26 protein-coding genes and 4 tRNA genes are annotated in these 26,258 nt (G+C 36.2%); 1 reads left to right on the top strand and 29 read right to left on the bottom strand.

Translation table 11 applies throughout. The annotated features are described in order from the left end of the window. Positions 1-77: 77 nt before the first annotated feature. The 24 genes from LOK41_RS11200 to LOK41_RS11315 all read right to left on the bottom strand — a co-directional run bounded on the left by LOK41_RS11200 (position 78) and on the right by LOK41_RS11315 (position 19,932). Positions 78-956: a radical SAM/SPASM domain-containing protein gene (locus LOK41_RS11200; RefSeq protein ID WP_241816529.1), complete on the bottom strand. Its 879-nt coding sequence runs from the start codon at positions 954-956 to the stop codon at positions 78-80. Positions 957-1,306: 350 nt separating this feature from the next. Continuing rightward, positions 1,307-1,786, bottom strand: coding sequence for a 23S rRNA (pseudouridine(1915)-N(3))-methyltransferase RlmH (rlmH, locus tag LOK41_RS11205; RefSeq protein WP_241816530.1), 480 nt, complete (start codon positions 1,784-1,786; stop codon positions 1,307-1,309). 59 nt (positions 1,787-1,845) lie between these two features. Further along, entirely contained in the window at positions 1,846-2,031 is a 186-nt protein-coding gene (locus LOK41_RS11210) for a CxxH/CxxC protein (RefSeq protein ID WP_241816531.1), read from the bottom strand. Positions 2,032-2,087: 56 nt separating this feature from the next. Beyond that, a complete protein-coding gene (locus tag LOK41_RS11215) occupies positions 2,088-3,272 on the bottom strand; it encodes a S1C family serine protease (protein WP_241816532.1) in 1,185 nt (394 codons plus the stop codon). Positions 3,273-3,335: 63 nt separating this feature from the next. Beyond that, entirely contained in the window at positions 3,336-4,130 is a 795-nt protein-coding gene (locus LOK41_RS11220; RefSeq protein ID WP_241816533.1) for an MBL fold metallo-hydrolase, read from the bottom strand. Positions 4,131-4,136: 6 nt separating this feature from the next. Next, positions 4,137-4,958, bottom strand: a complete 822-nt coding sequence (locus LOK41_RS11225; RefSeq protein WP_481748802.1) for a two-component system regulatory protein YycI — start codon at positions 4,956-4,958, stop codon at positions 4,137-4,139. Next, the gene (locus LOK41_RS11230) at positions 4,939-6,279 is read right to left on the bottom strand and encodes a YycH family regulatory protein (RefSeq protein ID WP_241816534.1); all 1,341 of its coding nucleotides are present in this window, start codon (positions 6,277-6,279) and stop codon (positions 4,939-4,941) included. Before LOK41_RS11230 ends, LOK41_RS11225 begins: the two co-directional genes overlap by 20 nt. After that, positions 6,276-8,117: a cell wall metabolism sensor histidine kinase WalK gene (gene walK / locus LOK41_RS11235; protein ID WP_241816535.1), complete on the bottom strand. Its 1,842-nt coding sequence runs from the start codon at positions 8,115-8,117 to the stop codon at positions 6,276-6,278. Before walK ends, LOK41_RS11230 begins: the two co-directional genes overlap by 4 nt. A gap of 3 nt (positions 8,118-8,120) precedes the next feature. Further along, entirely contained in the window at positions 8,121-8,828 is a 708-nt protein-coding gene (walR, locus tag LOK41_RS11240; protein ID WP_002174499.1) for a cell wall metabolism DNA-binding response regulator WalR, read from the bottom strand. Positions 8,829-9,111: 283 nt separating this feature from the next. After that, positions 9,112-9,184 (bottom strand) — tRNA-Phe (locus LOK41_RS11245). Positions 9,185-9,226: 42 nt separating this feature from the next. After that, positions 9,227-9,302: transfer RNA gene (locus LOK41_RS11250), tRNA-Asp, on the bottom strand. A gap of 20 nt (positions 9,303-9,322) precedes the next feature. Then, positions 9,323-9,394 (bottom strand) — tRNA-Glu (locus tag LOK41_RS11255). A gap of 13 nt (positions 9,395-9,407) precedes the next feature. Then, positions 9,408-9,483, bottom strand: a tRNA-Lys gene (locus LOK41_RS11260). Between the two features lie 153 nt (positions 9,484-9,636). After that, a complete protein-coding gene (locus tag LOK41_RS11265) occupies positions 9,637-10,926 on the bottom strand; it encodes an adenylosuccinate synthase (RefSeq protein WP_241816536.1) in 1,290 nt (429 codons plus the stop codon). A 215-nt stretch (positions 10,927-11,141) separates the two neighbouring features. Next, on the bottom strand, positions 11,142-12,503 hold the full coding sequence (gene dnaB / locus LOK41_RS11270) for a replicative DNA helicase (protein WP_241816537.1): 1,362 nt from the start codon (positions 12,501-12,503) through the stop codon (positions 11,142-11,144). 27 nt (positions 12,504-12,530) lie between these two features. Beyond that, positions 12,531-12,977, bottom strand: a complete 447-nt coding sequence (rplI, locus tag LOK41_RS11275; RefSeq protein WP_174100920.1) for a 50S ribosomal protein L9 — start codon at positions 12,975-12,977, stop codon at positions 12,531-12,533. Beyond that, positions 12,974-14,947 (bottom strand): DHH family phosphoesterase, encoded by a 1,974-nt coding sequence (locus tag LOK41_RS11280; RefSeq protein ID WP_241816538.1) that lies wholly within the window; start codon positions 14,945-14,947, stop codon positions 12,974-12,976. The genes rplI and LOK41_RS11280 overlap by 4 nt, the downstream gene beginning before the upstream one ends. A 348-nt stretch (positions 14,948-15,295) precedes the next feature. After that, positions 15,296-16,234 carry a YybS family protein gene (locus LOK41_RS11285; RefSeq protein WP_241816539.1) on the bottom strand — a complete coding sequence of 313 codons (939 nt, stop codon included), beginning with the start codon at positions 16,232-16,234 and terminating at the stop codon, positions 15,296-15,298. Between the two features lie 79 nt (positions 16,235-16,313). Then, positions 16,314-16,547: a 30S ribosomal protein S18 gene (gene rpsR, locus LOK41_RS11290; RefSeq protein WP_000918874.1), complete on the bottom strand. Its 234-nt coding sequence runs from the start codon at positions 16,545-16,547 to the stop codon at positions 16,314-16,316. Positions 16,548-16,592: 45 nt separating this feature from the next. Continuing rightward, entirely contained in the window at positions 16,593-17,105 is a 513-nt protein-coding gene (gene ssb / locus LOK41_RS11295) for a single-stranded DNA-binding protein (RefSeq protein WP_016112819.1), read from the bottom strand. Positions 17,106-17,132: 27 nt separating this feature from the next. Further along, positions 17,133-17,423: a 30S ribosomal protein S6 gene (gene rpsF / locus LOK41_RS11300; protein ID WP_174100923.1), complete on the bottom strand. Its 291-nt coding sequence runs from the start codon at positions 17,421-17,423 to the stop codon at positions 17,133-17,135. Positions 17,424-17,616: 193 nt separating this feature from the next. Beyond that, positions 17,617-18,717 (bottom strand): redox-regulated ATPase YchF, encoded by a 1,101-nt coding sequence (gene ychF / locus LOK41_RS11305; RefSeq protein ID WP_174100924.1) that lies wholly within the window; start codon positions 18,715-18,717, stop codon positions 17,617-17,619. Between the two features lie 115 nt (positions 18,718-18,832). After that, positions 18,833-19,030 carry a DUF951 domain-containing protein gene (locus tag LOK41_RS11310; RefSeq protein WP_000436049.1) on the bottom strand — a complete coding sequence of 66 codons (198 nt, stop codon included), beginning with the start codon at positions 19,028-19,030 and terminating at the stop codon, positions 18,833-18,835. A 20-nt stretch (positions 19,031-19,050) separates the two neighbouring features. Continuing rightward, the gene (locus LOK41_RS11315) at positions 19,051-19,932 is read right to left on the bottom strand and encodes a mechanosensitive ion channel family protein (protein WP_241816540.1); all 882 of its coding nucleotides are present in this window, start codon (positions 19,930-19,932) and stop codon (positions 19,051-19,053) included. A 284-nt stretch (positions 19,933-20,216) separates the two neighbouring features. Between LOK41_RS11315 and yyaC the strand changes: the two genes are divergently transcribed. After that, positions 20,217-20,813, top strand: coding sequence for a spore protease YyaC (gene yyaC, locus LOK41_RS11320; protein ID WP_241816541.1), 597 nt, complete (start codon positions 20,217-20,219; stop codon positions 20,811-20,813). A 20-nt stretch (positions 20,814-20,833) separates the two neighbouring features. Here yyaC and LOK41_RS11325 read toward each other — a convergent pair whose 3' ends face one another. The 5 genes from LOK41_RS11325 to mnmG all read right to left on the bottom strand — a co-directional run bounded on the left by LOK41_RS11325 (position 20,834) and on the right by mnmG (position 26,241). Further along, complete coding sequence (locus LOK41_RS11325) at positions 20,834-21,685, bottom strand: ParB/RepB/Spo0J family partition protein (protein WP_241816542.1); 852 nt, start codon at positions 21,683-21,685, stop codon at positions 20,834-20,836. Next, the gene (gene soj / locus LOK41_RS11330) at positions 21,678-22,439 is read right to left on the bottom strand and encodes a sporulation initiation inhibitor protein Soj (RefSeq protein ID WP_174100928.1); all 762 of its coding nucleotides are present in this window, start codon (positions 22,437-22,439) and stop codon (positions 21,678-21,680) included. Before soj ends, LOK41_RS11325 begins: the two co-directional genes overlap by 8 nt. A 192-nt stretch (positions 22,440-22,631) precedes the next feature. Continuing rightward, positions 22,632-23,504 carry a nucleoid occlusion protein gene (gene noc, locus LOK41_RS11335; RefSeq protein WP_174100929.1) on the bottom strand — a complete coding sequence of 291 codons (873 nt, stop codon included), beginning with the start codon at positions 23,502-23,504 and terminating at the stop codon, positions 22,632-22,634. Positions 23,505-23,609: 105 nt separating this feature from the next. After that, on the bottom strand, positions 23,610-24,329 hold the full coding sequence (gene rsmG, locus LOK41_RS11340; protein WP_174100930.1) for a 16S rRNA (guanine(527)-N(7))-methyltransferase RsmG: 720 nt from the start codon (positions 24,327-24,329) through the stop codon (positions 23,610-23,612). A gap of 22 nt (positions 24,330-24,351) precedes the next feature. After that, positions 24,352-26,241, bottom strand: a complete 1,890-nt coding sequence (mnmG, locus tag LOK41_RS11345) for a tRNA uridine-5-carboxymethylaminomethyl(34) synthesis enzyme MnmG (protein ID WP_241816543.1) — start codon at positions 26,239-26,241, stop codon at positions 24,352-24,354. Positions 26,242-26,258 lie beyond the last annotated feature (17 nt).

Consider the following 26,258-nt stretch of genomic DNA (forward strand, 5'->3'; position numbering starts at 1 on the left):
GTAATAAATATTGATTATTATATAAAAAATGAGCAAAGTACTTTATTTTGTACTTGCTCATTTTTTTCTTATTCGATCTATTTTCCAAATCTCTTACGGTATCCACACTTTCTACATAGTTCCTCCACTGCTACTCTACGTGAGAATCCATCTACAATATTTTGTGCTCTATCTCTTTCAATAATCTCAGAGAATGAGGCCTCATTAATATTTCCAAGGTTAATAATTCCCTCACCATCTAAACAACAAGGAATAACAGTTCCGTTTGCTAAAATTCCTGCTTGATTTCGAAGACCATGACAGAAGCCCCTTCTATCGTCCTCTTCTTCATGCAAGGCCGGCCATTGGAATTCGTAATCTTGGTTAATGAAGATGCGATCCGCAAGCTTCACACCACTTCCTGGTGAAATCTTCTCTTCAATTTTATATGGTAAATCAAATTCTTTCTCAATAATTTCTAATAACTGTCTGTTTCTTTGTATTTCCAGATTCGTCTTATTGTCTTGTGTAAGATTCCATAGCCTCAGCGAAACAATTAATTCTGATTGACTTGTTGCTTCTCTAATAAAGGAAAGGATGCTTCTTACATACCCTTCTTTATCTTCAGATCCTGGATGACCGTCAAAACTATGAAGCGAGAAATTCATCTGTCTTAGTGCAGGTTTATTTAATAATTTATGCCTCTTTTTATTAATTAACGTTCCATTGGTTGTAATATTAACTTTAAACCCTTTTTCATGACTTAAGTCTAGCAATTGGTCTATTTTAGGATGGAGCAACGGCTCACCTTTTACATGTAAATAAATGTAGTCTGTATGAGGTTTAATTTGGTCTAATCTCTTAGAAAAATCCTCCACAGAAAGAAATTGCTTCTGTCGTTCTGTTGGCGGACAAAAGCTACATGCAAGATTACATACACTCGTAATCTCTAAATAAAATTTTTTGAATTTTTTCAACCTCAATTCCCCACTTCTTTAACTGCTTAGAACAAGATGAAAAATTGTTCTATCAATATTACAGCACAATTTTTTATAAATAGAAACATACTTATTCTAGGAAACTAATTTTACCATTTCCTCTGTTTAAAAGAACATAATTGTATTGTACTTATTCCACTACAACCTAAACAATGATTTGTTCAGTTATTACGAAGCATTAAAAAGACCATCGGGGATTTTTTCCAATGGCCTGCGTAATAGTAATGATCTAATGGATAACCACAATGTTGTAAAAACTTTAATGCAAAATATTTTTCCATATATCAAATTATCCTCATCGTTACACCATACCTAACAGGTAGTTCCTTTTATTTGTGATACGGTTCACCACGATTAATCCGAAACGCCCGATATACTTGTTCTAAAAGCACCAATCTCATCAGCTGATGCGGTAATGTCATTTTTGAGAATGAAAGTGATTCGTTAGAGCGCTTCATCACTTCCGAACTAAGCCCTAGTGATCCCCCAATAACAAATGCTATTTTACTTTTTCCATATGTAGCAAGACGATCTAATCCCTCTGCAAATTCTTCTGATGATTTTTGTTTTCCTTCAATTGCTAATGCAATCACATGCGTATCATCTGAAATTTTATCTAGTATGCGTATACCTTCCTTTTCTTTTACAATTAACATTTCTGCTTCACTTAAATTTTCCGGCGCCTTTTCATCCGGTAATTCAATCACTTCTACTTTTGCGTACGCAGAAAGTCGTTTTAAGTATTCTGCAATACCTTGTTTTAAATATTTTTCTTTTAATTTTCCAATCGAAATAATCGAGATATTCACACGTATTCCCCACCTTACAAACACGTTATCCACAAAACTTATCCACATATCCACAATAACTACCCACATATTGTGTGGGAATCTGCGTTCGATACAACATATGTCGCCTTGTTTTGACAAAATTCACATGTTTCTTCTTCTTTCTTTGAATTATCCACATTGTTGATAACTGGCGCCACTTCACACTCATCCACAATGATATCTAATGCTAATTCTACATGTTCTAAACAACAAGGTAACTTCATATTTTTTCACCTCACTATTCCACAATAGAAAACAGGAGGACTATCCTCCTGTTTTCTTAATAATTTTGACTACTTAATTTCACCGTTGTTGTTGCTCGTTTTGTACCACGATAAAATGTCAGAGTCATTTTATCGTCAATTTTTTTATTATATAATACCGTTCGGAATCCGATAATATCGTTTATTTGCTTTCCGTCAACAGCCACAATTACATCATGTTCCCGAAGTCCTGCATTTGCACCAGGCGATGGGCTTTTCACATCTAAAATACAAACACCCGCTGCTACACTACCTGGTAAATGCAACGTTTCAGACCAATAATAATTCGGAATTTCATTTAAAGATCTAAGTTCAACCCCAACATACGGTCGTCTTACTTTTCCATGCTTTTCAAGCTCATTCATAACAGGAACTGCTCTTGTAACTGGAATAGCAAGTCCAATTCCCTCTACTTCTTTCGCTGCAATTTTCATCGAATTGATTCCAATTAATTGTCCTGCCGCATTTACCAGTGCACCGCCACTATTCCCTGGGTTAATAGCTGCATCTGTTTGCAATACTTCAACTTGCCAGTCATAGTGCCCATCCTGATCTAAGTCTACAGGAACAATTCTCTCATTTGCAGAAATAATCCCTTGCGTAACAGTTCCTGAGAATTGTAATCCAAGTGGGTTTCCAATTGCAATTACCGCTTCCCCACGACGGACTGTGTTTGAATCTCCTATCTCAATGACTTTCTTTACATGTTTCGCATCTATTTCTAAAACCGCTAAATCTGTAACTACATCACTACCTAATACTTTACCAGGTACTTTTTTACCGTCGCTTAGGCTCACCTCAATACGATTTGCCCCTGCGACAACATGATGATTTGTTACAATATGAGCATGACCATTTGTTTTCTTATAAATCACACCTGATCCTGTCCCTGCTTCCGCATCTGCTTCTGAAAAATTATCACGTTGTATGTTAATAATTCCAACAACGGCCTCAGAGGCACGATCAACAGCATCTACAAATCCCGAATGCCCTACTCGCATTGTATTTGTTTGCGATGGTGTACCTTCGCTTGCTTCCGCTTGCTCCATTGTTTGTGAACCAGAATCAGAAAATAAAGGGGCTCCAAATGCAAACAATGAAGCCCCAACAATTGTTCCTGCTATACTAGAAATAACGATACCTTTGTGCTTCTTTTTACCAGTTCGTTTCATACGAAATTCTTCTTCATCAATAAAGGACATACTTGTTCACCAATCCTCCCGAAAACAACTATATTCTCCTTTATTGTTTACTAAAACCAAGAATTATACGTATTGAATTTTCGTTGGTGCCTTTGGATCCGTATCATGTATATCAAATGCTTCCCCAACCGCAAAACCTTTCTCTTCTAGCACCTGCGCAACAGACATACGTGCTAGTTCTTTCATATTATTATCTAAACTCAAATGCGCTAAATAAATATGTTTCGTCTCATCTGTGATAACATCAGTCATTGCAAGTGCAGCATCTTCATTAGAAACGTGACCTACATCACTTAAAATACGTCGTTTTATACTCCATGGATAGCGTCCCATACGAAGCATTTCAACATCATGATTACTTTCAAATACAAAGGCATTTGCGCCTTTAATGATACCTTTCATGCGGTCGCTCACATACCCTGTATCTGTAATAAGAGCTAATTTCCTACCATTATGATGAAATGCATAAAACATCGGCTCTGCCGCATCATGAGAAACGCCAAATGATTCCACTTCAATATCTCCAAATGTTTTCACATCGCCAATGGAGAAAACAAATTTTTGGTCCGTTGGAATATTACCAATTAAATGTTCCATAGCATTCCACGTTTTTTCATTTGCATACACAGGTAACTGATATTTACGTGCTAACACACCAAGACCTTTAATATGATCACTATGCTCATGAGTTACAAGAATGCCTGATATATCTTGAATATCCAATTCAGCTTGCCGAAATAAAGCTTCTGTCGCTTTCCCGCTCAAGCCTGCATCAACGAGCAATTTCTGTTTATCAGTTCCTACATATAGCGCATTTCCTGTACTGCCACTTGCAAGTACACTAAAATGCAAACTCATTTCTGCTCACTCCATTATTTTTTCTTTTTCATTTTCCTTTTCTTTCCCTAACTCAATAACTTGTCCCTCAATAGCATTTACAAAATAATCTACTTTCCGATCTGTTTTTAAATTCCATGTTGGAGCAAGCACTTGTATATTAGAAGCAGTAGATGTAACAAGAGTTGCATATCCAATCTGTGCTTCTTTAAAATGCGTATTTTGTTTTATTTCAATCTTAAAGAATAAATTTTCTAAAGCTGTTTGAGCTGTAATAATCTCTTGTTCTTTTGCTTTCTCATTCTCGCCCATCTCTTTTAAATCAGTTAACATTGTTTGTGTATATGAAACAAATTCACCTTTCTCATTTACATCCACAACAATCATCCCATGATCATTATAAAAGATAGGTTTATCTTTATACTTTTGAAAAAAATATACTTTTGTTGCTTCTGCCTTACCAAACTCATATTTCTGACCATCTAGCACATAATTTTTCAAGAAATCACTATATTTATCTTTAGACAGTGTCTTTGCATTTAGTAATGGTTCCTTTAATTTACTTACAATTGTGTTTCCATCTTGTAAACTAACTGTTTGGTTTTTTAAGGCACGGATATCCTCTTCTTGAAATTCCTTATTTTTTGCTGTAATAAAGGAATCTTTCTTTGGTTCTTTTGGTAAATCACCAACTGTAATTTTATCATCTTTTAACTGTTGATCTACCTTTGTTTCTGCCATTAACTCTAATTGGTTACTATCTTGCTTTTGAATGAATTGAAACACGAGGAAGAGGTCTAAAATAAAAAAGGTAACAATAAATATTGTCTTAATCCGATTCCAGTCCAATTAGCTCTCCCTCCTTCTCTTCACTCCACTCAAGTACTTGATGATCTTCACCGTAAACCACATACCAAATCGGCTTTACAGTTGCAACCTGCCCATTTGGTCCATTTGGTCCATTTTCTGGCACTAATTTATAACCAATTCCTATATCTTGAATTAACTTTTTATCTAGATTCGACTTTTTTTGTAATGATTCTATAACAGTCCATCCAGCCGGAAGTATGGTCTTTTTATCCTCATATTTATTAATCTCCAAATTAAATAATGGACGCTTATAGCTAATTAATTCTTCTGCTCCCCATACTTGTGTTAATGCGGTCATGCCTTCGCTATTAAATACTGGTAAATCTTCTTCATATAAACGGAACTTTGTTTTCCCTTTGGAATTTAGATAATCAAATCTATATGCATCTGTTAAGCCGCTATGACTATTAACAAATTCGAAACTTCTTTGCATAAGGATGTTTCCATACATACGTGCACCGCTAACCACGGATGAATTTGTATACTTTAACATTCGGTTCTGCTTATTGATTTGCATAAGACGAATACCATCCGTATAAGTTTCTTCTGATTCATTAGAAATAGGAGTCACATAACGTGGGTCACTAAATAGGACATTTTTAAATGATTCTACAGGCAAATCCCGTGTAAAATATAAAAAATCCTGCATTTCTGTTGAACCATCCGGTAAAAATATTCTTTTTGTATCATTTATGTCATAAGCAAAATAAGGTCTTGCTAAAGCTAAAAATTGATTTTGTGCATTTACAATGTCACTTAGATTCACACCTGTTAATGTCATTCTATACACTTTACGATGGTTATAAGAAACAAAATTTACATCAATATTTTGATCCCGACTTTTAGAAGGGTCAATAACAATACGATCAAAATTATACATATCTAACTTCTTATCTTTAATTGTTAATACGCCCCTAATCGCATCAAACGGAACCTCGGTCGGAAAGACAATCTCAATCTTCCCTTCTCCATGTACATAAGAGAGGAAATCACTTTTAGAGATAGAGCTCGTGATATCCTTAAAATCATGAAACTCACCTTTCTCAAGAACTCTATATAACAAGTTAATATTGTCTCTCTTTTCATTTGCAAAATGCTTCTTATCCTTATGAACAATCATAGAAGATGGGACAATTACATTTGAAACATCTTTTTTTAATGCTTCTGCATTCCCTTGGACAAATTTTGTGTTTTGCATTGAATTAGAATCTGGTACGTACGTCCATAAATTAAAAGTAAGGAACAGACTAATGACAACTAGATTAATCAGAACAATGGTTTTAAAGTTCTCCATATTCATTCCCAATCGTCCTCTTCTTCCTTCGCCATTGGAAGAGTGAAATAAATCGTTGTTCCTTTCCCTTCCTCACTTTTTGCCCAAATCGATCCACCATGTGCCACAATCATTTCTTTAGCAATAGCTAAACCTAATCCCGTTCCACCCATCTGCCTTGAACGCGCTTTATCTACACGATAAAAACGTTCAAAAATCTTCTCTACATTTTCTTTTGGGATACCCATTCCCTGATCACTCACACTAATTTCTAACATATCTTCTCGATCACGCAAGCGATATGTTACTGTTCCACCTTCAGGAGAATATTTTAAAGCATTCGAAATAATGTTATATAAAACTTGTGTAATTTTATCAGCATCCATATCAATGAATCGAGACTTCTTAGAGAATGAACGTTTAAAGATTACATTTTGTTCTTTTGACATTTCAAAACGATCGATAACATTATTAAAGAAATCTGTAAAGTCTACCCATTCCTTCATTAAACGATGTTCTGTACTATCTAATTTAGATAATTGTAACAATGCATTTACAAGTCGAATCATTCTTTCCGTTTCTTCTTGTGTAACTGTTAAAAATTGCGGTGCAATATTTGGGTCTTGCCATGCACCATCACTAAGTGCCTCTAAATAGCTACGCATCGTTGTTAACGGTGTCCGTAGTTCATGTGACACGTTCGCCACAAACTCACGGCGCTCACGATCAATACGCTCTTGTTCTGTCACATCATATAATACAGCGATTAAACCATTTGCTTTACCTGTTTCCTTTTGAATAACGGAAAAACTAGCTCGCAGAATATACGGTTCATTTCGCGTACTAAAATCTAATAACACAGAATCTGGTTCTTCATAGAGATGATCAAGTGTAAACTCCTCTTGAATGCCCAACACTTCTAAAACAGACTGATCTAATGCCGTTTCACGTGAAACGTTTAACATCTTTTCTGCAGGGTCATTTAATAAAATAATATCTCCTTTTCGATCAGTAGCGATTACTCCATCTGTCATATGAGATAAAACAGACGAAAGCTTACGTCTTTCACTTTCAGTCGAAGAACGTGCTTGTTGTAATTTTTTTGATAAATTATTAAACGCTAATGCCAATTGACCGATCTCATCGTGACTATGGACTTTTACTTTACGAGAGTAATTTCCCTTTGCCATTTCAATTGCTTGTCTTCGCATATCTGAAATTGGTCTTGTAATTGTTTGAGCTAATAAAATTCCTAAAACTGCCGTTACTAATAAAGCAATCACTGTCCCGGTTGCAAAAATTTGATTGATATCCTTCATCTGCTTATAAACATCTTCCATAGAAGCAACGATGTGAATGACACCTATTATGTTCCCCTTATCATTTTCAATTGGGGTTGCCATAACTTGAACGCGATGCCCAGTAGTTCCATCCTTCTCAATTTTTCCTTCAGGCTTTTTTTGGACAAGGGCCCTTTGGACTGATATGTCTGTTACTGTTTTCCCTACCATGCCTTGTTTAGATGGAGATGGATTAGATATGGCTAATAGACGCCTATCCTTGTCAATAACACGTACTTCTTGAATATCCTTTTTCCGGTCTAAAGCAAAATCAGTAATTGATGTTTTAAGTGCCTCATCTAAAGGTACATCATTTTTTTCACGCTCTTTTGCAAACTCTTGTTTCAAGTTATAAGACAGTAAATTTGTTTGTTGCGTTAATGAATCTTTAAAACTTTGTACGAGACTTTTTTCAAGTTCACGAACAAAATATACGCCAATAACCTGCATTGCTATCAAAATTAATAGCATGTATATGAGCACAAACTTCAAATGAATCGATTGAAAAAAACCAACTTTCTTCATATACTATTCCTGCTCTGGATCACGCAAGTAATACCCTACTCCACGTCTTGTTACAATTAAAGTTGGATGACTTGGGTTATCTTCAATTTTTTCACGTAAACGACGTACTGTCACATCTACTGTACGTACATCCCCAAAATAGTCGTAACCCCAAACCGTCTGTAATAAATGCTCACGTGTCATAACTTGTCCTAAATGTTTCGCCAAGTAGTGAAGCAATTCAAATTCACGATGAGTAAGTTCAATGCTTTCTTCTCTTTTCGTTACACTGTACGCATTTGGATTAATAACGATTGGTCCAATAACCATTTCTGTGTTTTCTTCTTTTTCAGCTGCTCCGCCTTGTTGATGGCGGCGTAAGTTTGCTTTCACACGTGCCAATAATTCACGTGTACTAAACGGTTTTGTTACATAATCGTCTGCACCAAGCTCAAGCCCCAATACTTTATCGATTTCAGAGTCTTTTGCAGTTAGCATAATAATCGGCATTTCAGAACTTTTTCGTATTTCACGACAAACTTCTAATCCATCTTTTCCTGGTAACATAATATCTAATAAAACCATATCTGGTTGTTCTTCATTTGCCTTTTCAATGGCTTCATCTCCATCATGTGCCATTACAATTTCAAAGCCTTCTTTTTCTAAATTAAATTTTAAAATATCTGCAATCGGTTTTTCATCATCAACGACTAAGATTTTCTTTCCCATCATTGTTTGTTTCCTCCTAATAAAAATATGGTCAATCATTCTCAAACATTCACAACTATTTGTATGGCATATAACCAAACAATCGTATCCTTTGTTTGAGTATTTTCTCCTCTATTCTCATAGAATCACGTATGATCCACATATAAATGGAACATGTACCATCTACAGAAAAACCCCTAGCTTCAACTGCTAGAGGCTCCTCATTCTATTGTAAAATAACTACTCTCATTTGTAAAATTGAACAAATAAAAAGGATATTAAGTGGGCCCACTTAATATCCTGAGAGTGGCTCGGGACGGAATCGAACCGCCGACACGAGGATTTTCAGTCCTCTGCTCTACCGACTGAGCTACCGAGCCAAAACATATATATAAAACCACTAATGGTGGTATAAACAAAAGTGGCGGTCCCGACCGGGGTCGAACCGGCGATCTCCTGCGTGACAGGCAGGCATGTTAACCACTACACCACGGGACCACAAAACATATATATAAACATGACCCGTACGGGATTCGAACCCGTGTTACCGCCGTGAAAGGGCGGTGTCTTAACCACTTGACCAACGGGCCACGAAAAATAAAATGGTGAGCCATGAAGGACTCGAACCTTCGACCCTCTGATTAAAAGTCAGATGCTCTACCAACTGAGCTAATGGCTCATACTCACCAACGTCATATTTTCGTGACGACAAGAGTTATCATAACATAATAAGTTTTATTTTTGCAATACCTTTTTTATATTTCTTTATAAAAGATAAGAAAAAACTCATGTGAACATGAGTTTTTTCTTAAATAAACCAATTTTATATCAATTAACCACCGTATACGTTACGAACGATGTTTGTTTGATTACGATCTGGACCAACAGAGAACATAGATAATTGGATACCTGTTAATTGAGACACGCGCTCTACATAATGTCTTGCATTTTCAGGAAGCTCATCTAATGATTTTACACCAGTAATATCTTCTGTCCAACCTGGAAGCTCTTCATATACAGGCTCACATTTCGCTAAAATGTTTAAGTTTGCTGGCACTTCATCCAGAACTTCTCCATTATATTTATAAGCGATACAGATTTTCACAGTTGGAATACCTGTTAATACGTCGATAGAGTTTAAAGATAGATCTGTTAAACCACTTACGCGACGTGCGTGTCTAACAACAACGCTGTCAAACCAACCTACGCGGCGTGGACGACCAGTTGTTGTACCATATTCACGACCGACTTCACGAATTTGATGACCAATTTCATCATGAAGTTCAGTAGGGAATGGACCGTCACCAACACGGCTTGTATATGCTTTACATACACCTACTACACGATTAACTTTTGAAGGACCAACACCAGAACCGATTGTTACGCCACCAGCAACTGGATTAGAAGACGTAACAAATGGATACGTACCTTGGTCGATATCTAGCATAACACCTTGTGCACCTTCAAATAATACACGACGACCTTCATCTAATGCATCATTTAATACGACAGATGTATCGCATACATATTGTGCGATTTGTTGTCCATACTCAAAGTACTCTTCGAAAATTTCTTCTACACTGAAACCTTCTGTATCGTACATTTTTTCAAATAAACGATTCTTTTCTGCTAAACTGCGCTCAAGCTTTTCTTTAAATGCTTCACGATCTAATAAATCAGCCATACGAATACCAATACGAGCAGCTTTGTCCATATATGCAGGACCGATACCTTTTTTCGTTGTACCGATTTTATTATCACCTTTACTCTCTTCTTCTAACGCATCTTGTTTTAAATGATAAGGTAAAATAACGTGAGCACGGTTACTAATACGTAAGTTATCAGTGCTTACACCACGATCATGTAAGTATTTTAACTCTACAAGTAATGCTTTTGGATCTACTACCATACCGTTTCCGATAACACAAATTTTTTCTTTATAGAAAATACCAGATGGAATTAAGTGTAATTTATACTTAACACCGTCGAAAACAATTGTATGTCCTGCGTTGTTTCCACCTTGATATCTTGCAACTACTTCCGCATGCTCAGAAAGAAAGTCAGTAATTTTACCTTTTCCTTCGTCGCCCCATTGTGTTCCTACAACTACTACTGAAGACATTATTCAAGCACCTCCGCAATTTTCAAACGAACTTTTCAAACAATATAATTGTACCAAAATGAAAAGAGAAGTCAATTTAAAAACGAACATTTTTTTATGTTTTATCTGTTTCGTTCGTAAGAATTCTTTATTCACACCATGAAAGCCCTATCTTTTATTTATAAAAAAAGAAACACATCTTATTATAAGAAATGTGTTTCTTTTTTATACTCCTACTATGCCGGCGGTGCATGTCCATCTTCAAAACGTCGCTCTAAGTTTACGAATTTGTTAAATTCCTTCACGAATGCGAGTTCTACAGAACCTACCGGACCATTACGTTGCTTTGCAATAATAATTTCAATCGTGTTTTTATTTTCTGTTTCACGATCATAGTAATCTTCACGATACAAGAACGCCACAATATCGGCGTCCTGCTCAATACTTCCCGACTCACGAATATCAGACATCATCGGACGTTTATCTTGACGAGATTCAACACCACGAGAGAGCTGAGATAAGGCAATAACAGGCACCTGCAGCTCACGCGCAATTCCTTTTAATGTACGGGAAATTTCAGACACTTCCTGCTGACGGTTTTCACCAGATTTCCCACTACCTTGAATAAGTTGTAAGTAATCGATTAAAATCATGCCAAGTCCCTGTTCTTGCTTTAATCTACGGCATTTCGCACGAATTTCACTAACACGAATTCCCGGCGTATCGTCAATATATATTCCGGCATTTGAAAGACTTCCCATTGCCATTGTCAACTTTGCCCAATCATCTGAAGTTAATGAGCCCGTACGAAGCCTTTGCGCATCAATATTTCCTTCCGCACAAAGCATACGCATAACAAGCTGATCAGCACCCATCTCTAAACTAAAAATCGCGACATTTTCATCTGTTTTAGTCGCTACATTCTGCGCGATATTCAGCGAAAATGCCGTTTTTCCCACCGAAGGACGGGCTGCCACAATGATTAAATCGTTACGCTGAAATCCCGCTGTCATCTTATCTAATTCAGTAAATCCAGTCGGTATCCCTGTAACTTCACCTTTTTGATTATGCAAAAGTTCAATTTTATCATAAGCATCTACAAGAACATCCTTAATATTCTGGAATGCTTTTGCATTTGTTTGATGTGATACTTCTAATATTTTTTTCTCCGCTTCATTTAGCAAGCCTTCTACATCATCTTCGCGTTCATAACCATCTGATACAATGTGAGTTGCCGTTCGAATCAAACGACGCAAAAGTGCTTTTTCCGCAATAATACGTGCATAATACTCTACGTTAGCAGCTGTTGGAACAGCCTCCGCTAATTCAGCTAAATAGGAAACACCACCAACTTCTTCTAACAAACCTTGGTCAGCAAGTGCTGCTGTTGCGGTAACTAAATCAATTGGTTCTCCTTTATCAGATAGTTCAAGCATAACCCCAAAAATCTTTTGGTGTGCTGTCCGATAAAAAGATTCAGATAGCAGCAGTTCTGAAGCCGAAGTTAGCGCATCTTGATCAAGGAAAATCGCCCCTAGAACTGCTTGTTCGGCCTCTATATTATGCGGAGGTGTACGATCAGCAAATACATCACTCATACGCAATCCTCCTTGCCTAACTTATTTTTATTGCTCACTAACATGAACTTTTACTGTTGCTGTTACTTGAGGATGTAATTTTACAATTACGTTTGTATATCCTAATGCACGAATTGCATCGTCCATTTCAAATTTACGTTTATCAAGCTTAATATTATGAGCTTTTTGCATTGCATCTACAATTTGTTTGCTTGTAATAGAGCCGAATAAACGACCGCCTTCACCAGATTTTGCTTTTAGCTCTACTGTTAATTTTTCTAATGTTTCTTTTAGTTTTTTGGCATTTTCAAGTTCAGCTGCTGCGTCTTTTTCTTCTTTGCGCTTTTGTGCTTCTAACGTCTTCATACTACTGTTATTTGCTTCAGCAGCTAATCCTTGTTTTAATAAGAAGTTATTTGCGTAACCGTCCGGTACATTTTTTACTTCTCCTTTTTTCCCTTTACCTTTTACGTCTTTTAGAAAGATTACTTTCATGATTGTGTGCCTCCCTGTAAATAGTCATCAATAACAAATTGAAGTTTATCTTCCGCTTCATCAACCGTTATATTTTTCATCTGTGTAGCGGCATTTGTTAAATGTCCACCGCCACCTAGGTTTTCCATAATTAGCTGTACGTTCACTTCTCCTAAAGAACGCCCACTAATTCCGATAAAGTTTTCCCCACGTTTTGCGATAACAAAAGATGCAATTACACCTGTCATCGTCAACAACGTATCAGCTGATTGCGCAATTAATACTTGATCATAATACTCATCACCAGCTACTTTGGCAATCGCAATTCCATTTTTATAAATGTAAGCATTTTGAATCGTTTTTGCAACTCGTAAATACTGCGCCATATCTTCTTTCAGTAATTCTTGTACAAGAACTGTATCCGCTCCATGTGAACGTAAGTAAGAAGCTGCATCAAATGTACGAGCACCTGTCCGAAAAGTAAAGCTTTTTGTATCTACTATAATACCAGCCAGTAATGCTGTCGCTTCTAACATTGTCATTTTTAAACGTTTCGGCTGATATTCAAGGAGCTCTGTTACAAGCTCAGCTGTCGAAGATGCATACGGCTCCATGTATACAAGAAGAGGATCCTCAATAAATTCTTCACCACGTCGATGATGGTCAATTACAACCACATTTTCTATCTTATGCAAAAGTTTTTCCTCCATCACCATGGAAGGTTTATGAGTATCAACAACAACAAGCAATGAATCATCAGTTGCAAATTCCATGGCCTGATGCGGCGTAATAAAATGAGACCATAATTCCTCATTTTGTTTCACTTTATCCATCAAACGTTTAATACCCTTATCAGAATCATTCTCGTCTAATACAATGTACCCTTCACGTTCGTTTAACTGTGCTACTTTTAAAATACCAATTGCTGCTCCAATTGCATCCATATCAGGAGCCCTATGGCCCATGATAATTACATTACTGCTCTCCAATACTAAATCTTTTAATGCATGTGAGATAACCCTTGCACGTACACGCGTACGTTTTTCAACCGGATTTGTTTTACCGCCATAAAACTTCACTTTTCCTGTTGCTTGTTTAATCGCAACTTGGTCTCCACCTCGTCCTAAAGCAAGATCTAAACCCGATTGAGCCATTGCACCAAGCTCTGATAAAGATAAGTCTCCCGATCCTACACCAACGCTTAGTGTAAGTGGAATATTTCGTTTTGATGTTTCTTCACGTACTTGATCTAAAATATCAAACTTTCCCTTCTCCATTTGCGCCAAAATACTTTCGTTTAACACAATGAAAAAACGCTCTGATGAAGCTCGTTTTAAATATGCACCATATTTGAGGGCCCACTCATTTAAACGCGATGTCACCAAGCTCGTGATGTTCGTACGTAATTGATCATCCAATCCTTGTGTAACTTCATCATAATTGTCCAAATAAATAATCGCGAGAACTGTACGCTGATCCTCATACATTTTTTCAATTTCTGTTTGCTCTGTTACATCAAAAAAGTAAATTAACTTTTCCTCTTTCCTTACAAACACACGAAACTTACGATTATTTAAAGATACAATATCATCAGCTGTTTCTCCTTTAATAAAAAGGAGTAAGGTTTCTGATACGTCATACAAATGCCAACCCGCTAAGGAATGTTGCCCCAAACAAGAAGAAAAGTAAGGATTTGCCCAATCAATTCCATAGTCCTTATTGTATAACAAAATACCAATTGGCATTTGATTAAATGCCTCATTACTGACTTTTTTTACCCTTGTAATCATATCCGTTGTATACTTTTCAAAATTCCTCTGAAAAGCTAGCTCAGACCGAATTACCAAAAAGAGTACAATGCAAAAAATAAAAAAAGCGACCATTCCCGTTATCCAGTAAAAGTAACCAAGAATGGCAATAAGCACAAATATGAAAAAAGCTAATACATAAACAGGATATAAAAACCTCTGTCTCTTATAAAATTCAGGCATGCATCCAACTCCTATAAAATAAAACTAACATAAATAGGAAATAATTCCATTCCTATTTATGTTTAGTTGAACAGATTAAACACCCCAAAGTTAAACTTCCACTAAAAAGCTTGCGTCACATAATAAACTTTATATAAATACAAATCGAAAAGCCTTATTTTTCAGATAGGAGAGAGAATCCAACCATGAATAGAAGCGGTCAGACCCTATTCCTGCCCCATGCCAAGTTAAAACAAACAGAGAAACGAGTGTAAATTACCTTTTGTTTTCATAGCATTAACTTATATGCGCAAAACCTAAAGTACGATTGATAATGGGAGTTTCACTGATTTCATCCCTCGTTCTCACTTATTTTGATTGTATTTTAGAACGTAATGAAAAGCTTAAATCAATTATACCTAAGATTGTCACTAGAGGAAACAACATCGGGATCACCATACATACGACAAAACTGAGAATAGGAATCGCCTTTGCATAACCCTTTGCATATGCAAAAAAAGCTATAAATGCAAAGCCTTGGAATAAAAGAAGCAATGAAAAGATGGCATATAAATTAGAAAATGCCATATATACATATGAATCTGATTCGACTTTCATAAATGTTGAAAGCAAAATAAATACAACATAATACCAAACAATACTTTTTGGTAATCGGATATTTCTAAACTTAGGCCATGGTGCTATAGTATACTTCAATCTCTTTAAAACATTACCTGCTATTAATACTGTAATCCAAGAATATATTAAAGAAACCATTACAAGCAAACTTGGCAAAAGAATTCGAAGCATATCGCTGAATTGCCCTAACAAATCTTTTTGCTCTTGACTAATTGGCGCACCCGCTGCCTTCATTATTTTTTCACTTTGCTCCATTCCTTGTTTGAACATATCTTGCATTTGCTTAAGAAAATCCATATTAAAAAATTGTATACTCACAACATAAACAAGTACAAAATTAAGCAGATATGCAAGCATTCCTACCAATAACATTTCTATTGGCCCTTTCTTTTTCTTATACATATACCCTAGAGAAATGCCTATTACGCCTGACATGAATGTATTCACAAGACTAAGTGGCGAACTAATAATAATAGTAACAAGAATTGATGATCCAAAAAACATACATGTACTAGAAAACGGGTATCTTACTATAAACAATAAAAAGGGTAATGGTAGTGCGAATATTGCAACCATACTTATAACAGGTACATACAAGAATGTTAAAAGTAAAACCGCATATACCGCTAACAAAACTGCCCCTTTTGTAATAAGCCTTGTACGCTTCATTTTTTACCTCTCTTTCCGAAAAGAAAAGCATAGCAAAATGCACAGTAGAGTCTCACTCTACTGTGCATTTCATACGCTATTATTCACCAACATATGGTAAAAGTGCCATTTGACGAGCACGTTTAATTGCAACTGTAAGTTTGCGTTGGTATTTTGCGCTTGTTCCCGTTACACGACGAGGTAAAATTTTACCACGCTCAGAAACGAAACGTTTTAATAAATCAACATCTTTATAGTCGATGCGAGTGATGCCGTTAGAAGTGAAGAAACACACCTTACGACGTTTCGCACGTCCACCTTTGCGTCCTGCCATGTCTATTTCCCTCCATTCTTTGTTAGAAATAACCGATCTATACCATTAGAATGGTAAATCGTCGTCCGAAATATCAATCGGTTGGCCTACATTTGAAAATGGGTCGTCATTCTTTGTAAATCCAGAGTTACCTGAGTTACCTGAATTACCAGATTGACCAAATGGGTTAGAGCCTTGGTTACCGTAACCAGCTCCTGATGGTTGCTGATTGAATGAACCGCGTTGCTCCCCACCGCCGTTACGCGGCTCTAAAAATTGTACGCTCTCCGCAAGAACTTCTGTTACATATACACGTTTACCATCTTGTCCCTCATAATTACGAGTTTGAAGACGTCCATCTACGCCTGCTAAGCTACCTTTTTTCAAATAATTTGCCACGTTTTCTGCTTGTTTACGCCATATTACACAATTAATAAAGTCAGCTTCACGCTCACCTTGTTGATTCGCAAATGCACGATTCACAGCTAACGTGAAAGTAGCTACCGCAACACCATTGGGCGTGTAACGTAAGTCAGGGTCCTTAGTTAAACGACCAACGAGGATAACACGATTCATCAATCGAACCACTCTCCCTATATATCTTAATTATTTTTCTTCTTCTTTAACAACGATGTGACGAAGGATATCTTCGTTGATCTTAGCTAAACGGTCGAATTCGTTAATCGCTTCTGCGTTAGCATTCACGTTTAAGATCATGTAGAAACCTTCACGTAAGTCGTTGATTTCGTAAGCTAAACGACGCTTACCCCACTCTTTCGTGTTAATGATTTCTGCACCATTGTTTGTTAAAACACCTGCGAAACGTTCAACTAAAGCCTTTTGAGCTTCTTCTTCAACGCCAGGACGAATGATGTACATAATTTCGTATTTTTTCATTACACTTTCACCTCCTTTTGGTCTAAACGGCCCATAATGGGCAAGGAGCAATTAATTATATAGTAATTACTCACGAGTTTAGATTATATCATAGTAAGTTAGATGAATCAACTAACCAATAAATAAAAAACTTGGCAAACATATGATAGGTTCACCAAGTTGATATCTCTATTTTTTCCTAGGAAATATTGATTTACACGTTAAAACGGAAGTGCATAACATCTCCATCTTTTACGATATACTCTTTTCCTTCTAGACGTACTTTTCCTGCTTCTTTAGCAGCTGTCATAGAACCGTTCTCCATTAAGTCATCGTATGAAACTGTTTCAGCACGAATAAATCCACGTTCGAAGTCTGTATGAATAACACCAGCACATTGAGGTGCCTTCATGCCTTGTTTGAATGTCCATGCACGTACTTCTTGTACACCAGCTGTGAAATAAGTAGCTAGTCCTAATAAGTCGTATGCAGCACGAATTAATTGATCTAAACCAGATTCTTCAATCCCTAATTCTTCAAGGAATACTTTTTTCTCTTCCTCATCTAGCTCAGCAATTTCCGATTCAATTTTTGCACAAACAACAATTACTTGTGAATTTTCATTTGCTGCAAATTCTTTTACCATCTTTACATATTCGTTTTCAGATGGATCCATAATATCATCTTCACTTACGTTAGCTACATAAAGCATTTCTTTTGTTGTCAATAGGTGAAGTCCTTTAACAATCTTCATTTGTTCGTCTGTAAATTCAACAGTACGAGCTGGTTTCCCCTCTTCGAATGCCTCTTTTAAACGAACTAAAATTTCGTGCTCATATACTGCTTCTTTATCTTTTTGTCTCGCTAATTTTGCCACACGTTCAATACGTTTATCTACAGATTCTAAATCCGCTAAAATCAATTCTAAATTGATCGTTTCAATATCATCGATTGGATCTACTTTTCCTGAAACGTGTGTAATATTTTCATCTTCAAAACAACGAACAACTTGGCAAATCGCATCTACTTGGCGAATATGAGATAAGAATTTGTTTCCTAGTCCTTCACCTTTACTTGCACCCTTTACGATACCTGCAATATCAGTAAACTCGAATACAGTTGGAACAGTTTTTTTCGGTTCAACTAGTTCTGTTAGTTTATTTAAGCGTTCATCTGGTACCTCTACAATCCCTACGTTCGGATCAATTGTACAGAATGGATAGTTTGCAGATTCTGCTCCCGCTTGTGTAATTGCATTAAATAATGTTGATTTCCCTACGTTTGGTAAACCAACAATCCCAGCCGTTAATCCCATATTTTTCACTCCTATGTCTCAATCTTCCATCATTATAGATAGTAACGAATAAAATGACAAGTTCCCTAAAAGTTCAAAAAAGTAACAGCCACCTGAAGCGACTGTTACTTTTTCTCTATTCTTCGTGCCTTACAAGAACTTTTTTCACTTTGCGATCAAACTCTCTTCGAGGAATCATTACCGAATGGCCACATCCTTCGCACTTAATGCGGATATCCATTCCCATACGAATAATTTTCCAACGATTTGCACCACACGGATGGGCCTTCTTCATCTCCACAACATCGTACAAGTTATATTGCTTTTGTTCCACTCTCCAAACTCCCCTCGTTATTAATTTGCTTGTTGATTAACCATCTCTTTACGATTATATAAAACCATATGTGGATATGGAATCTCAATGCCGTTTAAATCAAGGCAATTTTTAATTTCTTTACGAAGCGCTCTAGCAATAGGTGCATGCTGCATCGGTTCCACTTCAGCAATTACACGGAGCACAACTTCAGATGCACCAAGTGTTTGAACACCTAATAATTGTGGTGTTGCTACCATTTGCTCATATTTTCCTGGTAATTCTTCTAATAACTCTTCAATTATTCGTTCTGCTCTTGCTATATCACTTTCATAAGAAATTGATACATCGACAAATGCTACGCTATTACTAATAGAAAAGTTTGTTACTTGTGTAATACTACCATTTGGCAAAATATGAACTTCTCCCGTCCAACTTTTTAATTTTGTTGTACGTAATCCAATTTCTAAAACTACACCTTCAAATTGGCCGATACGAACATAATCACCAACAGAAAATTGATCTTCTAATAAAATAAATAACCCTGTAATGACATCTTTTACTAAACTTTGAGCACCAAAACCGACTGCTAAACCGATTACCCCAGCCCCAGCTAATAAACCTGATGCATTAATATTAAATACGCCTAAAATCGCGATTAACATAATGAACATAACAACGTATGCTACAATATTTTCAAGTAGCTTAGCTACCGTAACCGTACGTCGCTCTGAAATTTGAATTGGCGAGCGGCTTCCCATACGAAACGCATTTCTAACAATTGCTCTTGCAATACGTACTACTATCATACCTGCTACTAAAATAATTAAAATCTTTAACGTTACAACCCCTATATACTCCCAGCGATTTGAGTCCATTAAATATTTCAGTATGGTATCAAACCATTTATCTAATACATCCATACCATTCTACCTCTCCAAAGAAATTTTCTTTTCATCCATTCATTCTTTATTGTATCAGAAGTTTTCTCTATTTCTGAAAAAAATTTATTACCTTATTTGCGTTTGTTTGCTTTGATCTAGGTATAAAATGTCATGAATATATATATACTAGTACTATTATTTCTGGTTTTATAAATGGCTTGCAAAAATAGAGAACTTATAATTTTTCCATATTACGAAATAAAATCTATACCTAAAAAACTTTACAGTGAATCGTAAAAATTTATCAAAAGGATGGATGATTCATGAATATAGGAAATTTCCGCTTGCCTTTTTTTGAAAAAAAATCGCAGAATGTTATGCACCACGATTTAGAAGCTTGTACAACAATTAGTGATTTTCTCTTCTCACACATACCTATTCATGAAACGAAAACCCTCAGCATAATTTGTATTGGAACAGATCGTTCAACCGGTGATGCACTTGGTCCATTAGTTGGATCTAAACTAGAACAAATGAACATTCAAAATTTCCACGTATTTGGCACACTTGATGAACCAATTCATGCACTAAACTTAGAAGATAGTATTCAGAATATTCAAACCTCAATCCCTGATTCTTTTATTATTGCAATTGATGCTTGCCTTGGGAAATCTCAAAACATCGGTTCCATAACTGTTGGTGAAGGACCTAGTAAGCCTGGAGCAGCAATGAATAAAAAGTTACCTACAATTGGTGATCTACATATACATGGCATCGTAAACTTAAATGGTTTCATGGAATTTTTTGTGTTGCAAAATACAAGATTAAGTCTCGTTATGAAAATGGCCGATATTATTGCCCAAAGTATAAAGGAAACAGATCAAAAATTATCCGTATTAAAAAAAGCAAACCATCTATAAATAAAAAGATGGTTTGCTTTTTAGTTTTCCCCAGATAATAATTCTAAAATACGATTTAAATCTTCTTTATTGAAAAATTCTATTTCAATTTTTCCTTTTTCTTTCTTTGTTTCTTTGATTTTTACACCTGTTCCAAATTTTTCCATCAACAATGTTTCACGCTCTTCAAAAAATATATTTCGTTCTTGTTTTACTTTCTTTGTTTCACGTGAAACTCGCTGATGCATCTGTTGAACAATTTGCTCTAACTGCCTAACATTTAATCCTTCCTTTTCAATACGCTTCAATAAAGACTTTAGCTGTTCTTCGTCTTTGATTGTAAGTAATGTCCGTCCATGTGCCATAGATAGATTTCCATCTGCAATCATTTCTTGAACAAATGAAGGAAGGGTAAGCAAACGAACATAATTAGCAATGTATGGCCTACTTTTTCCAAGACGCTTTGCTAATTGTTCTTGCGTTACATTCAGCTCATCCATTAGCATTTGATACGCCAAAGCTTCTTCCATTGGATTTAAATCTTCACGTTGTAGATTTTCCAACAAGGCAAATTCCATCATTTGCTGTTCATTTAATTCTCGAACAACAGTTGGAACTGTTTCAAGGTGTGCCTCTTTTGCAGCACGGTATCTTCTTTCGCCAGCAACAATTTCATATCCTTTAATACTTTTCCTTACAATTAAAGGTTGTAAGATACCATGTTCTTTAATAGATGCTGCCAATTCTTGAATTGCTTCTTTTTGAAAGCTTTTACGCGGTTGATAGGGGTTTGGCCTTAATTCAGTTAGTGCAATTTCTTGAATTTTTTCTTCTTCTTTCACATCTAAATCTGGAAAGAACGCATTAATCCCTCTTCCTAATCCCTTAGCCACCAGCAATCACTTCCTCTGCTAAATCTATATATACTTCTGCACCCCTTGATTTAGCATCATACTGCATAATTGGTTTCCCATGACTTGGCGCTTCACTCAAGCGAACATTGCGCGGGATAATCGAGCGATATACTTTATCTCGGAAATACTTCTTCACTTCATCTATAACCTGAATTCCTAAGTTTGTACGTGCATCTAACATCGTTAATAGTACACCTTGAATTGCTAAATTTTTATTTAAATGCTTTTGTACAAGTCGAACTGTATTCAGTAATTGACTCAATCCTTCCAGTGCGTAGTATTCACACTGAACGGGAATAATAACGGAATCCGCTGCTGTTAGTGCATTAATTGTTAATAAGCCTAAAGATGGGGGACAATCAATAATAATATAATCATATTCATTACGAATTGGTTGCAAAGCCCTCTGTAAACGAACTTCCCGGGAAATGGTTGGTACCAGTTCAATCTCAGCACCTGCCAATTGAATTGTAGCAGGTAGAACATCTAAGTTTTGAGTTGCAGTTTTCCGGATAACTCCTTGAACTTCTGCATCTTCCACAAGAACATTATAAATACATTGATCTAACTCCGACTTTTCAATTCCTACACCTGTTGTTGCGTTTCCCTGAGCATCAATGTCAATAAGCAGTACTTTTTTCCCTACCTGTGCCAATCCAGCTCCTAGGTTAACAGACGTTGTTGTTTTTCCTACACCGCCTTTTTGATTAGCAATAGCAATGATTTTTCCCATGATGTCACCTACTTTCAACCTTTCTGTCTTATTCTAAAAATAATTATTTTTATTGTAACACGAAATAAAATTTTTTCTTTTGCATCCTTATTAAACTTCAAAATTTATTCTAAAACTCCTTCTTCATTTAAAAAGAAAAATATAGGAAAAAAAAGACCTCCCCAAAATGGTGAGATCTATATCACATACAAATTATTTTTTTTTAGGAATTTTAATTGTGATCTGATAATACTCATCAAACTCTTCTTCTTCAGAATTGACATTCAGTCCACTATTTGCAACCATTTGTAATGATTGTCTAATTGTATTCATCGCAATTCTCATATCACGACTTACTGCTTTTTGTTTTGCCTTACGCTTTGGTTTTACTTCCTCCAATAGCTTAGCAATACGTTCCTCAGCCTGTTTTACATTTAATTGCTTTTCTATAATTTCTTGTAAAACCTTCAACTGCAATTCCTCATTTTTCAAGGGAATCAGAGCACGAGCGTGACGTTCTGTAATACTCTTTTCTAACAATGCTTGTTTGATTTCCTCAGGCAACTTTAATAGTCGCAACTTATTTGCAATTGTTGATTGCCCTTTTCCGAGCCTCTGCGCTAACGCCTCTTGTGTTAAATTATGTAACTCAATTAGCTTTTGATAAGCAACAGCTTCTTCAATTGCTGTTAACTCTTCACGTTGTAAGTTCTCAATTAGAGCAACAGAAGCCGTTTCCGTATCATTTAAGTTTTTAATAATTGCCGGAACCTTTTCCCATCCTAATTTCGTTGCAGCACGAAAACGTCTTTCCCCGGCAATAATTTCATACTTATCTTCTTCATATTGCCTTATAACAATTGGTTGAATAAGTCCATGTGTACGAATGGTCAATGCAAGTTCATCGATTCGTGCATCATCAAAAACTGTACGCGGTTGGTAACGATTCGGAATAATATTAGCTATTGGGATTTCTTGTATTTCTTCATATATCTTTTTATCTATTTCTTCATGGCTTTCGTCTTGTAATTCGAATTCGCTCTCTTTATCTCCAAAGCCAAATAAACGAGAAAACGTATTTTTCATACATATTCCACCACCTTTGGGCCTATTGAATGTCCTACACAAAAATGTTTCCTATGAAACATTTACGTTTTCATTTATATAATTTAATCTTACGTCTAATAAGATTTACTTTTCAATAGGTAATTTATTGGGTGTCCCTGGCTTACGCGGATATTTCTTTGGTGTTTTGCGCTTTTTCATGATTGATAAAATGTTACGTTCACTTTCTTCAAATGGTAATTGGAAAGTAGAAATTTCTTTCAGCTCACCGCCAAGCACTTCTAAAGCATACTTACCATTTTCGATTTCTTCATTGGCAGCTGCACCTTTCATTGCGATAAATGTCCCACCTACTTTTACAAGTGGTAAGCATAGCTCGCTTAGTACAGAAAGACGTGCTACCGCACGCGCCATCACAATGTCAAACGATTCACGTACACCCTCTTTTTTCCCGAATGTTTCAGCACGATCATGGCAGAACGCAACATCACTTAACTCTAATTTTTGTGCTAAATGATTTAAAAAATTAATACGTTTTTGCAATGAATCTACAATTGTTATTTTTAAATGAGGGAAACAAATTTTCAATGGAATACTTGGGAATCCAGCACCTGCACCAACATCACAAATGGAAAATGGTTTTGAAAAGTCACAATAAAAGGCAGCTGTAATCGAGTCAAAAAAGTGTTTTAAATACACTTCCTCTTTCTCTGTAATAGCTGTTAAATTCATTTTCTCATTCCACTCCACTAATGTTTCAAAGTAGATTTCAAATTGCTCTAATTGCCTAGGAGAAAGGGTAATTCCTCTTTCTCCTAGCATAGATTGAAATTGTTCTATGTTCATCTTGCCATATCTCCTTACTTAATTATTGGTTCGATACTCGCGCAATTTTTCCTTGTTCGATATACACAAGTAAAATGGAAATATCAGCTGGATTTACTCCAGAAATCCGGGACGCTTGCCCCATAGACAGAGGACGAACATCTTTTAATTTTTGTCTCGCTTCAGAAGCGATTCCAGAAATCGCATCATAATCAATGTCAATAGGAATTTTTTTACTTTCCATTTTCTTCATACGTTCTACTTGTTGTAAGGATTTTTCAATATATCCTTCATACTTAATTTGAATTTCTACCTGCTCGGCGATTTCATCGTGTATTTCAGCTTCACTTGGCGCAAGCGTGCGAATATGTTCATACGTCATTTCCGGACGACGTAGTAAGTCGCTTGCACGTATTCCATCCTTTAATTCGCTTCCACCAACACTGCGAATTAATTCTTGCACCTCGGGGCGTGGTTTAATAATAATGCTTTCTAAACGCAATTTTTCTTGATTAATCTGTTCCTTTTTCGCGCTAAAACGCTCATAGCGCTCTTCTTGAATTAAGCCAATTTCATGGCCAATTTCCGTTAGACGAAGATCCGCATTATCATGACGTAGTAATAAACGATATTCAGCTCGGGATGTTAAAAGGCGATATGGTTCATTCGTCCCTTTTGTTACAAGATCATCAATTAAAACACCAATATAAGCATCTGAACGACCTAAAATAACCTCTTTCTTCCCTAAAGAGCGGCACGCTGCGTTAATTCCAGCCATAATTCCTTGCCCTGCTGCTTCTTCATAACCAGATGTACCGTTAATTTGACCCGCTGTATATAAATTTTTAATTTTTTTCGTTTCAAGTGTCGGCCATAGCTGCGTTGGTACAATTGCATCATATTCAATTGCATAACCTGTACGCATCATTTCAACATTCTCTAAACCAGGAATTGTCTTAAGCATTTCACGCTGTACATCTTCCGGCAAACTTGTTGATAAACCTTGTACATATACTTCCTGTGTATTACGTCCTTCTGGTTCTAAGAAAATTTGATGGCGTGGTTTATCATTAAACCTAACCACTTTATCTTCAATCGAAGGACAGTAACGAGGACCTGTTCCTTTAATCATACCAGAATACATAGCGGAACGATGTAAATTCCGATCAATTAAACGATGTGTTTCTTCACTCGTATATGTTAGCCAGCATGGAATTTGATCCATAATAAATTTTGTTGTTTCAAAAGAGAAAGCACGAGGTTTATCATCACCTGGTTGAATTTCTGTTTTGCTATAATCAATCGTACTACTATTTACTCGAGGTGGTGTACCTGTTTTAAAACGAACAAGTTCCAAGCCAAGTTCTTCTAAATGCTCTGATAATGTGATAGACGGTTGCTGATTATTTGGACCACTTGAGTATTTTAAATCGCCCATGATAATCTCACCACGTAAGAATGTACCAGTTGTAATTACAACTGTTTTCGCTGTATATTCAGCTCCAGATTGTGTAATTACACCTTTACATACATCATCCTCAACAATTAGACGTTCTACCATTCCTTGACATAATGTTAAGTTTGGTGTTTCTTCAATCGTTTTCTTTAATTCATGTTGATATGAAAATTTATCCGCTTGTGCACGAAGAGCACGTACAGCTGGACCTTTCCCTGTATTCAACATACGCATTTGGATGTGTGTTTTATCAATATTACGTCCCATTTCGCCGCCTAATGCATCGATTTCACGTACAACAATCCCTTTCGCTGGTCCACCAACAGAAGGGTTACATGGCATAAAAGCAACCATATCTAAATTAATTGTCAACATTAATGTTTTGGAGCCCATTCGTGCTGCTGCAAGACCAGCTTCACATCCTGCATGACCTGCACCGATTACTATGACATCGTAAGAACCGGCATTGTATCCCATTATTTATTCCTCCTAAT

It is taken from the genome of Bacillus sp. TL12, from assembly GCF_022625245.1.
Taxonomy (GTDB): Bacteria; Bacillota; Bacilli; order Bacillales; family Bacillaceae_G; genus Bacillus_A.

Coding starts and splice junctions, on each gene's coding strand:
- LOK41_RS11285 (WP_241816539.1), bottom strand. CDS start 16,234: ATGAAGCGTACAAGGCTTATTACAAAAGGGGCAGTTTTGTTAGCGGTA.
- rplI (WP_174100920.1), bottom strand. CDS start 12,977: ATGAAAGTAATCTTTCTAAAAGACGTAAAAGGTAAAGGGAAAAAAGGA.
- noc (WP_174100929.1), bottom strand. CDS start 23,504: ATGAAAAATACGTTTTCTCGTTTATTTGGCTTTGGAGATAAAGAGAGC.
- LOK41_RS11230 (WP_241816534.1), bottom strand. CDS start 6,279: ATGAATATGGAGAACTTTAAAACCATTGTTCTGATTAATCTAGTTGTC.
- LOK41_RS11210 (WP_241816531.1), bottom strand. CDS start 2,031: ATGAAGTTACCTTGTTGTTTAGAACATGTAGAATTAGCATTAGATATC.
- LOK41_RS11215 (WP_241816532.1), bottom strand. CDS start 3,272: ATGTCCTTTATTGATGAAGAAGAATTTCGTATGAAACGAACTGGTAAA.
- rpsR (WP_000918874.1), bottom strand. CDS start 16,547: ATGGCAGGACGCAAAGGTGGACGTGCGAAACGTCGTAAGGTGTGTTTC.
- LOK41_RS11265 (WP_241816536.1), bottom strand. CDS start 10,926: ATGTCTTCAGTAGTAGTTGTAGGAACACAATGGGGCGACGAAGGAAAA.
- rsmG (WP_174100930.1), bottom strand. CDS start 24,329: ATGAACATAGAACAATTTCAATCTATGCTAGGAGAAAGAGGAATTACC.
- LOK41_RS11220 (WP_241816533.1), bottom strand. CDS start 4,130: ATGAGTTTGCATTTTAGTGTACTTGCAAGTGGCAGTACAGGAAATGCG.
- ychF (WP_174100924.1), bottom strand. CDS start 18,717: ATGGGATTAACGGCTGGGATTGTTGGTTTACCAAACGTAGGGAAATCA.
- rpsF (WP_174100923.1), bottom strand. CDS start 17,423: ATGAAAAAATACGAAATTATGTACATCATTCGTCCTGGCGTTGAAGAA.
- walR (WP_002174499.1), bottom strand. CDS start 8,828: ATGATGGGAAAGAAAATCTTAGTCGTTGATGATGAAAAACCGATTGCA.
- soj (WP_174100928.1), bottom strand. CDS start 22,439: ATGGGAAAAATCATTGCTATTGCTAATCAAAAAGGCGGTGTAGGAAAA.
- LOK41_RS11315 (WP_241816540.1), bottom strand. CDS start 19,932: ATGGATGTATTAGATAAATGGTTTGATACCATACTGAAATATTTAATG.
- walK (WP_241816535.1), bottom strand. CDS start 8,117: ATGAAGAAAGTTGGTTTTTTTCAATCGATTCATTTGAAGTTTGTGCTC.
- LOK41_RS11280 (WP_241816538.1), bottom strand. CDS start 14,947: ATGCCTGAATTTTATAAGAGACAGAGGTTTTTATATCCTGTTTATGTA.
- mnmG (WP_241816543.1), bottom strand. CDS start 26,241: ATGGGATACAATGCCGGTTCTTACGATGTCATAGTAATCGGTGCAGGT.
- dnaB (WP_241816537.1), bottom strand. CDS start 12,503: ATGAGTGATGTATTTGCTGATCGTACACCTCCGCATAATATAGAGGCC.
- yyaC (WP_241816541.1), top strand. CDS start 20,217: ATGAATATAGGAAATTTCCGCTTGCCTTTTTTTGAAAAAAAATCGCAG.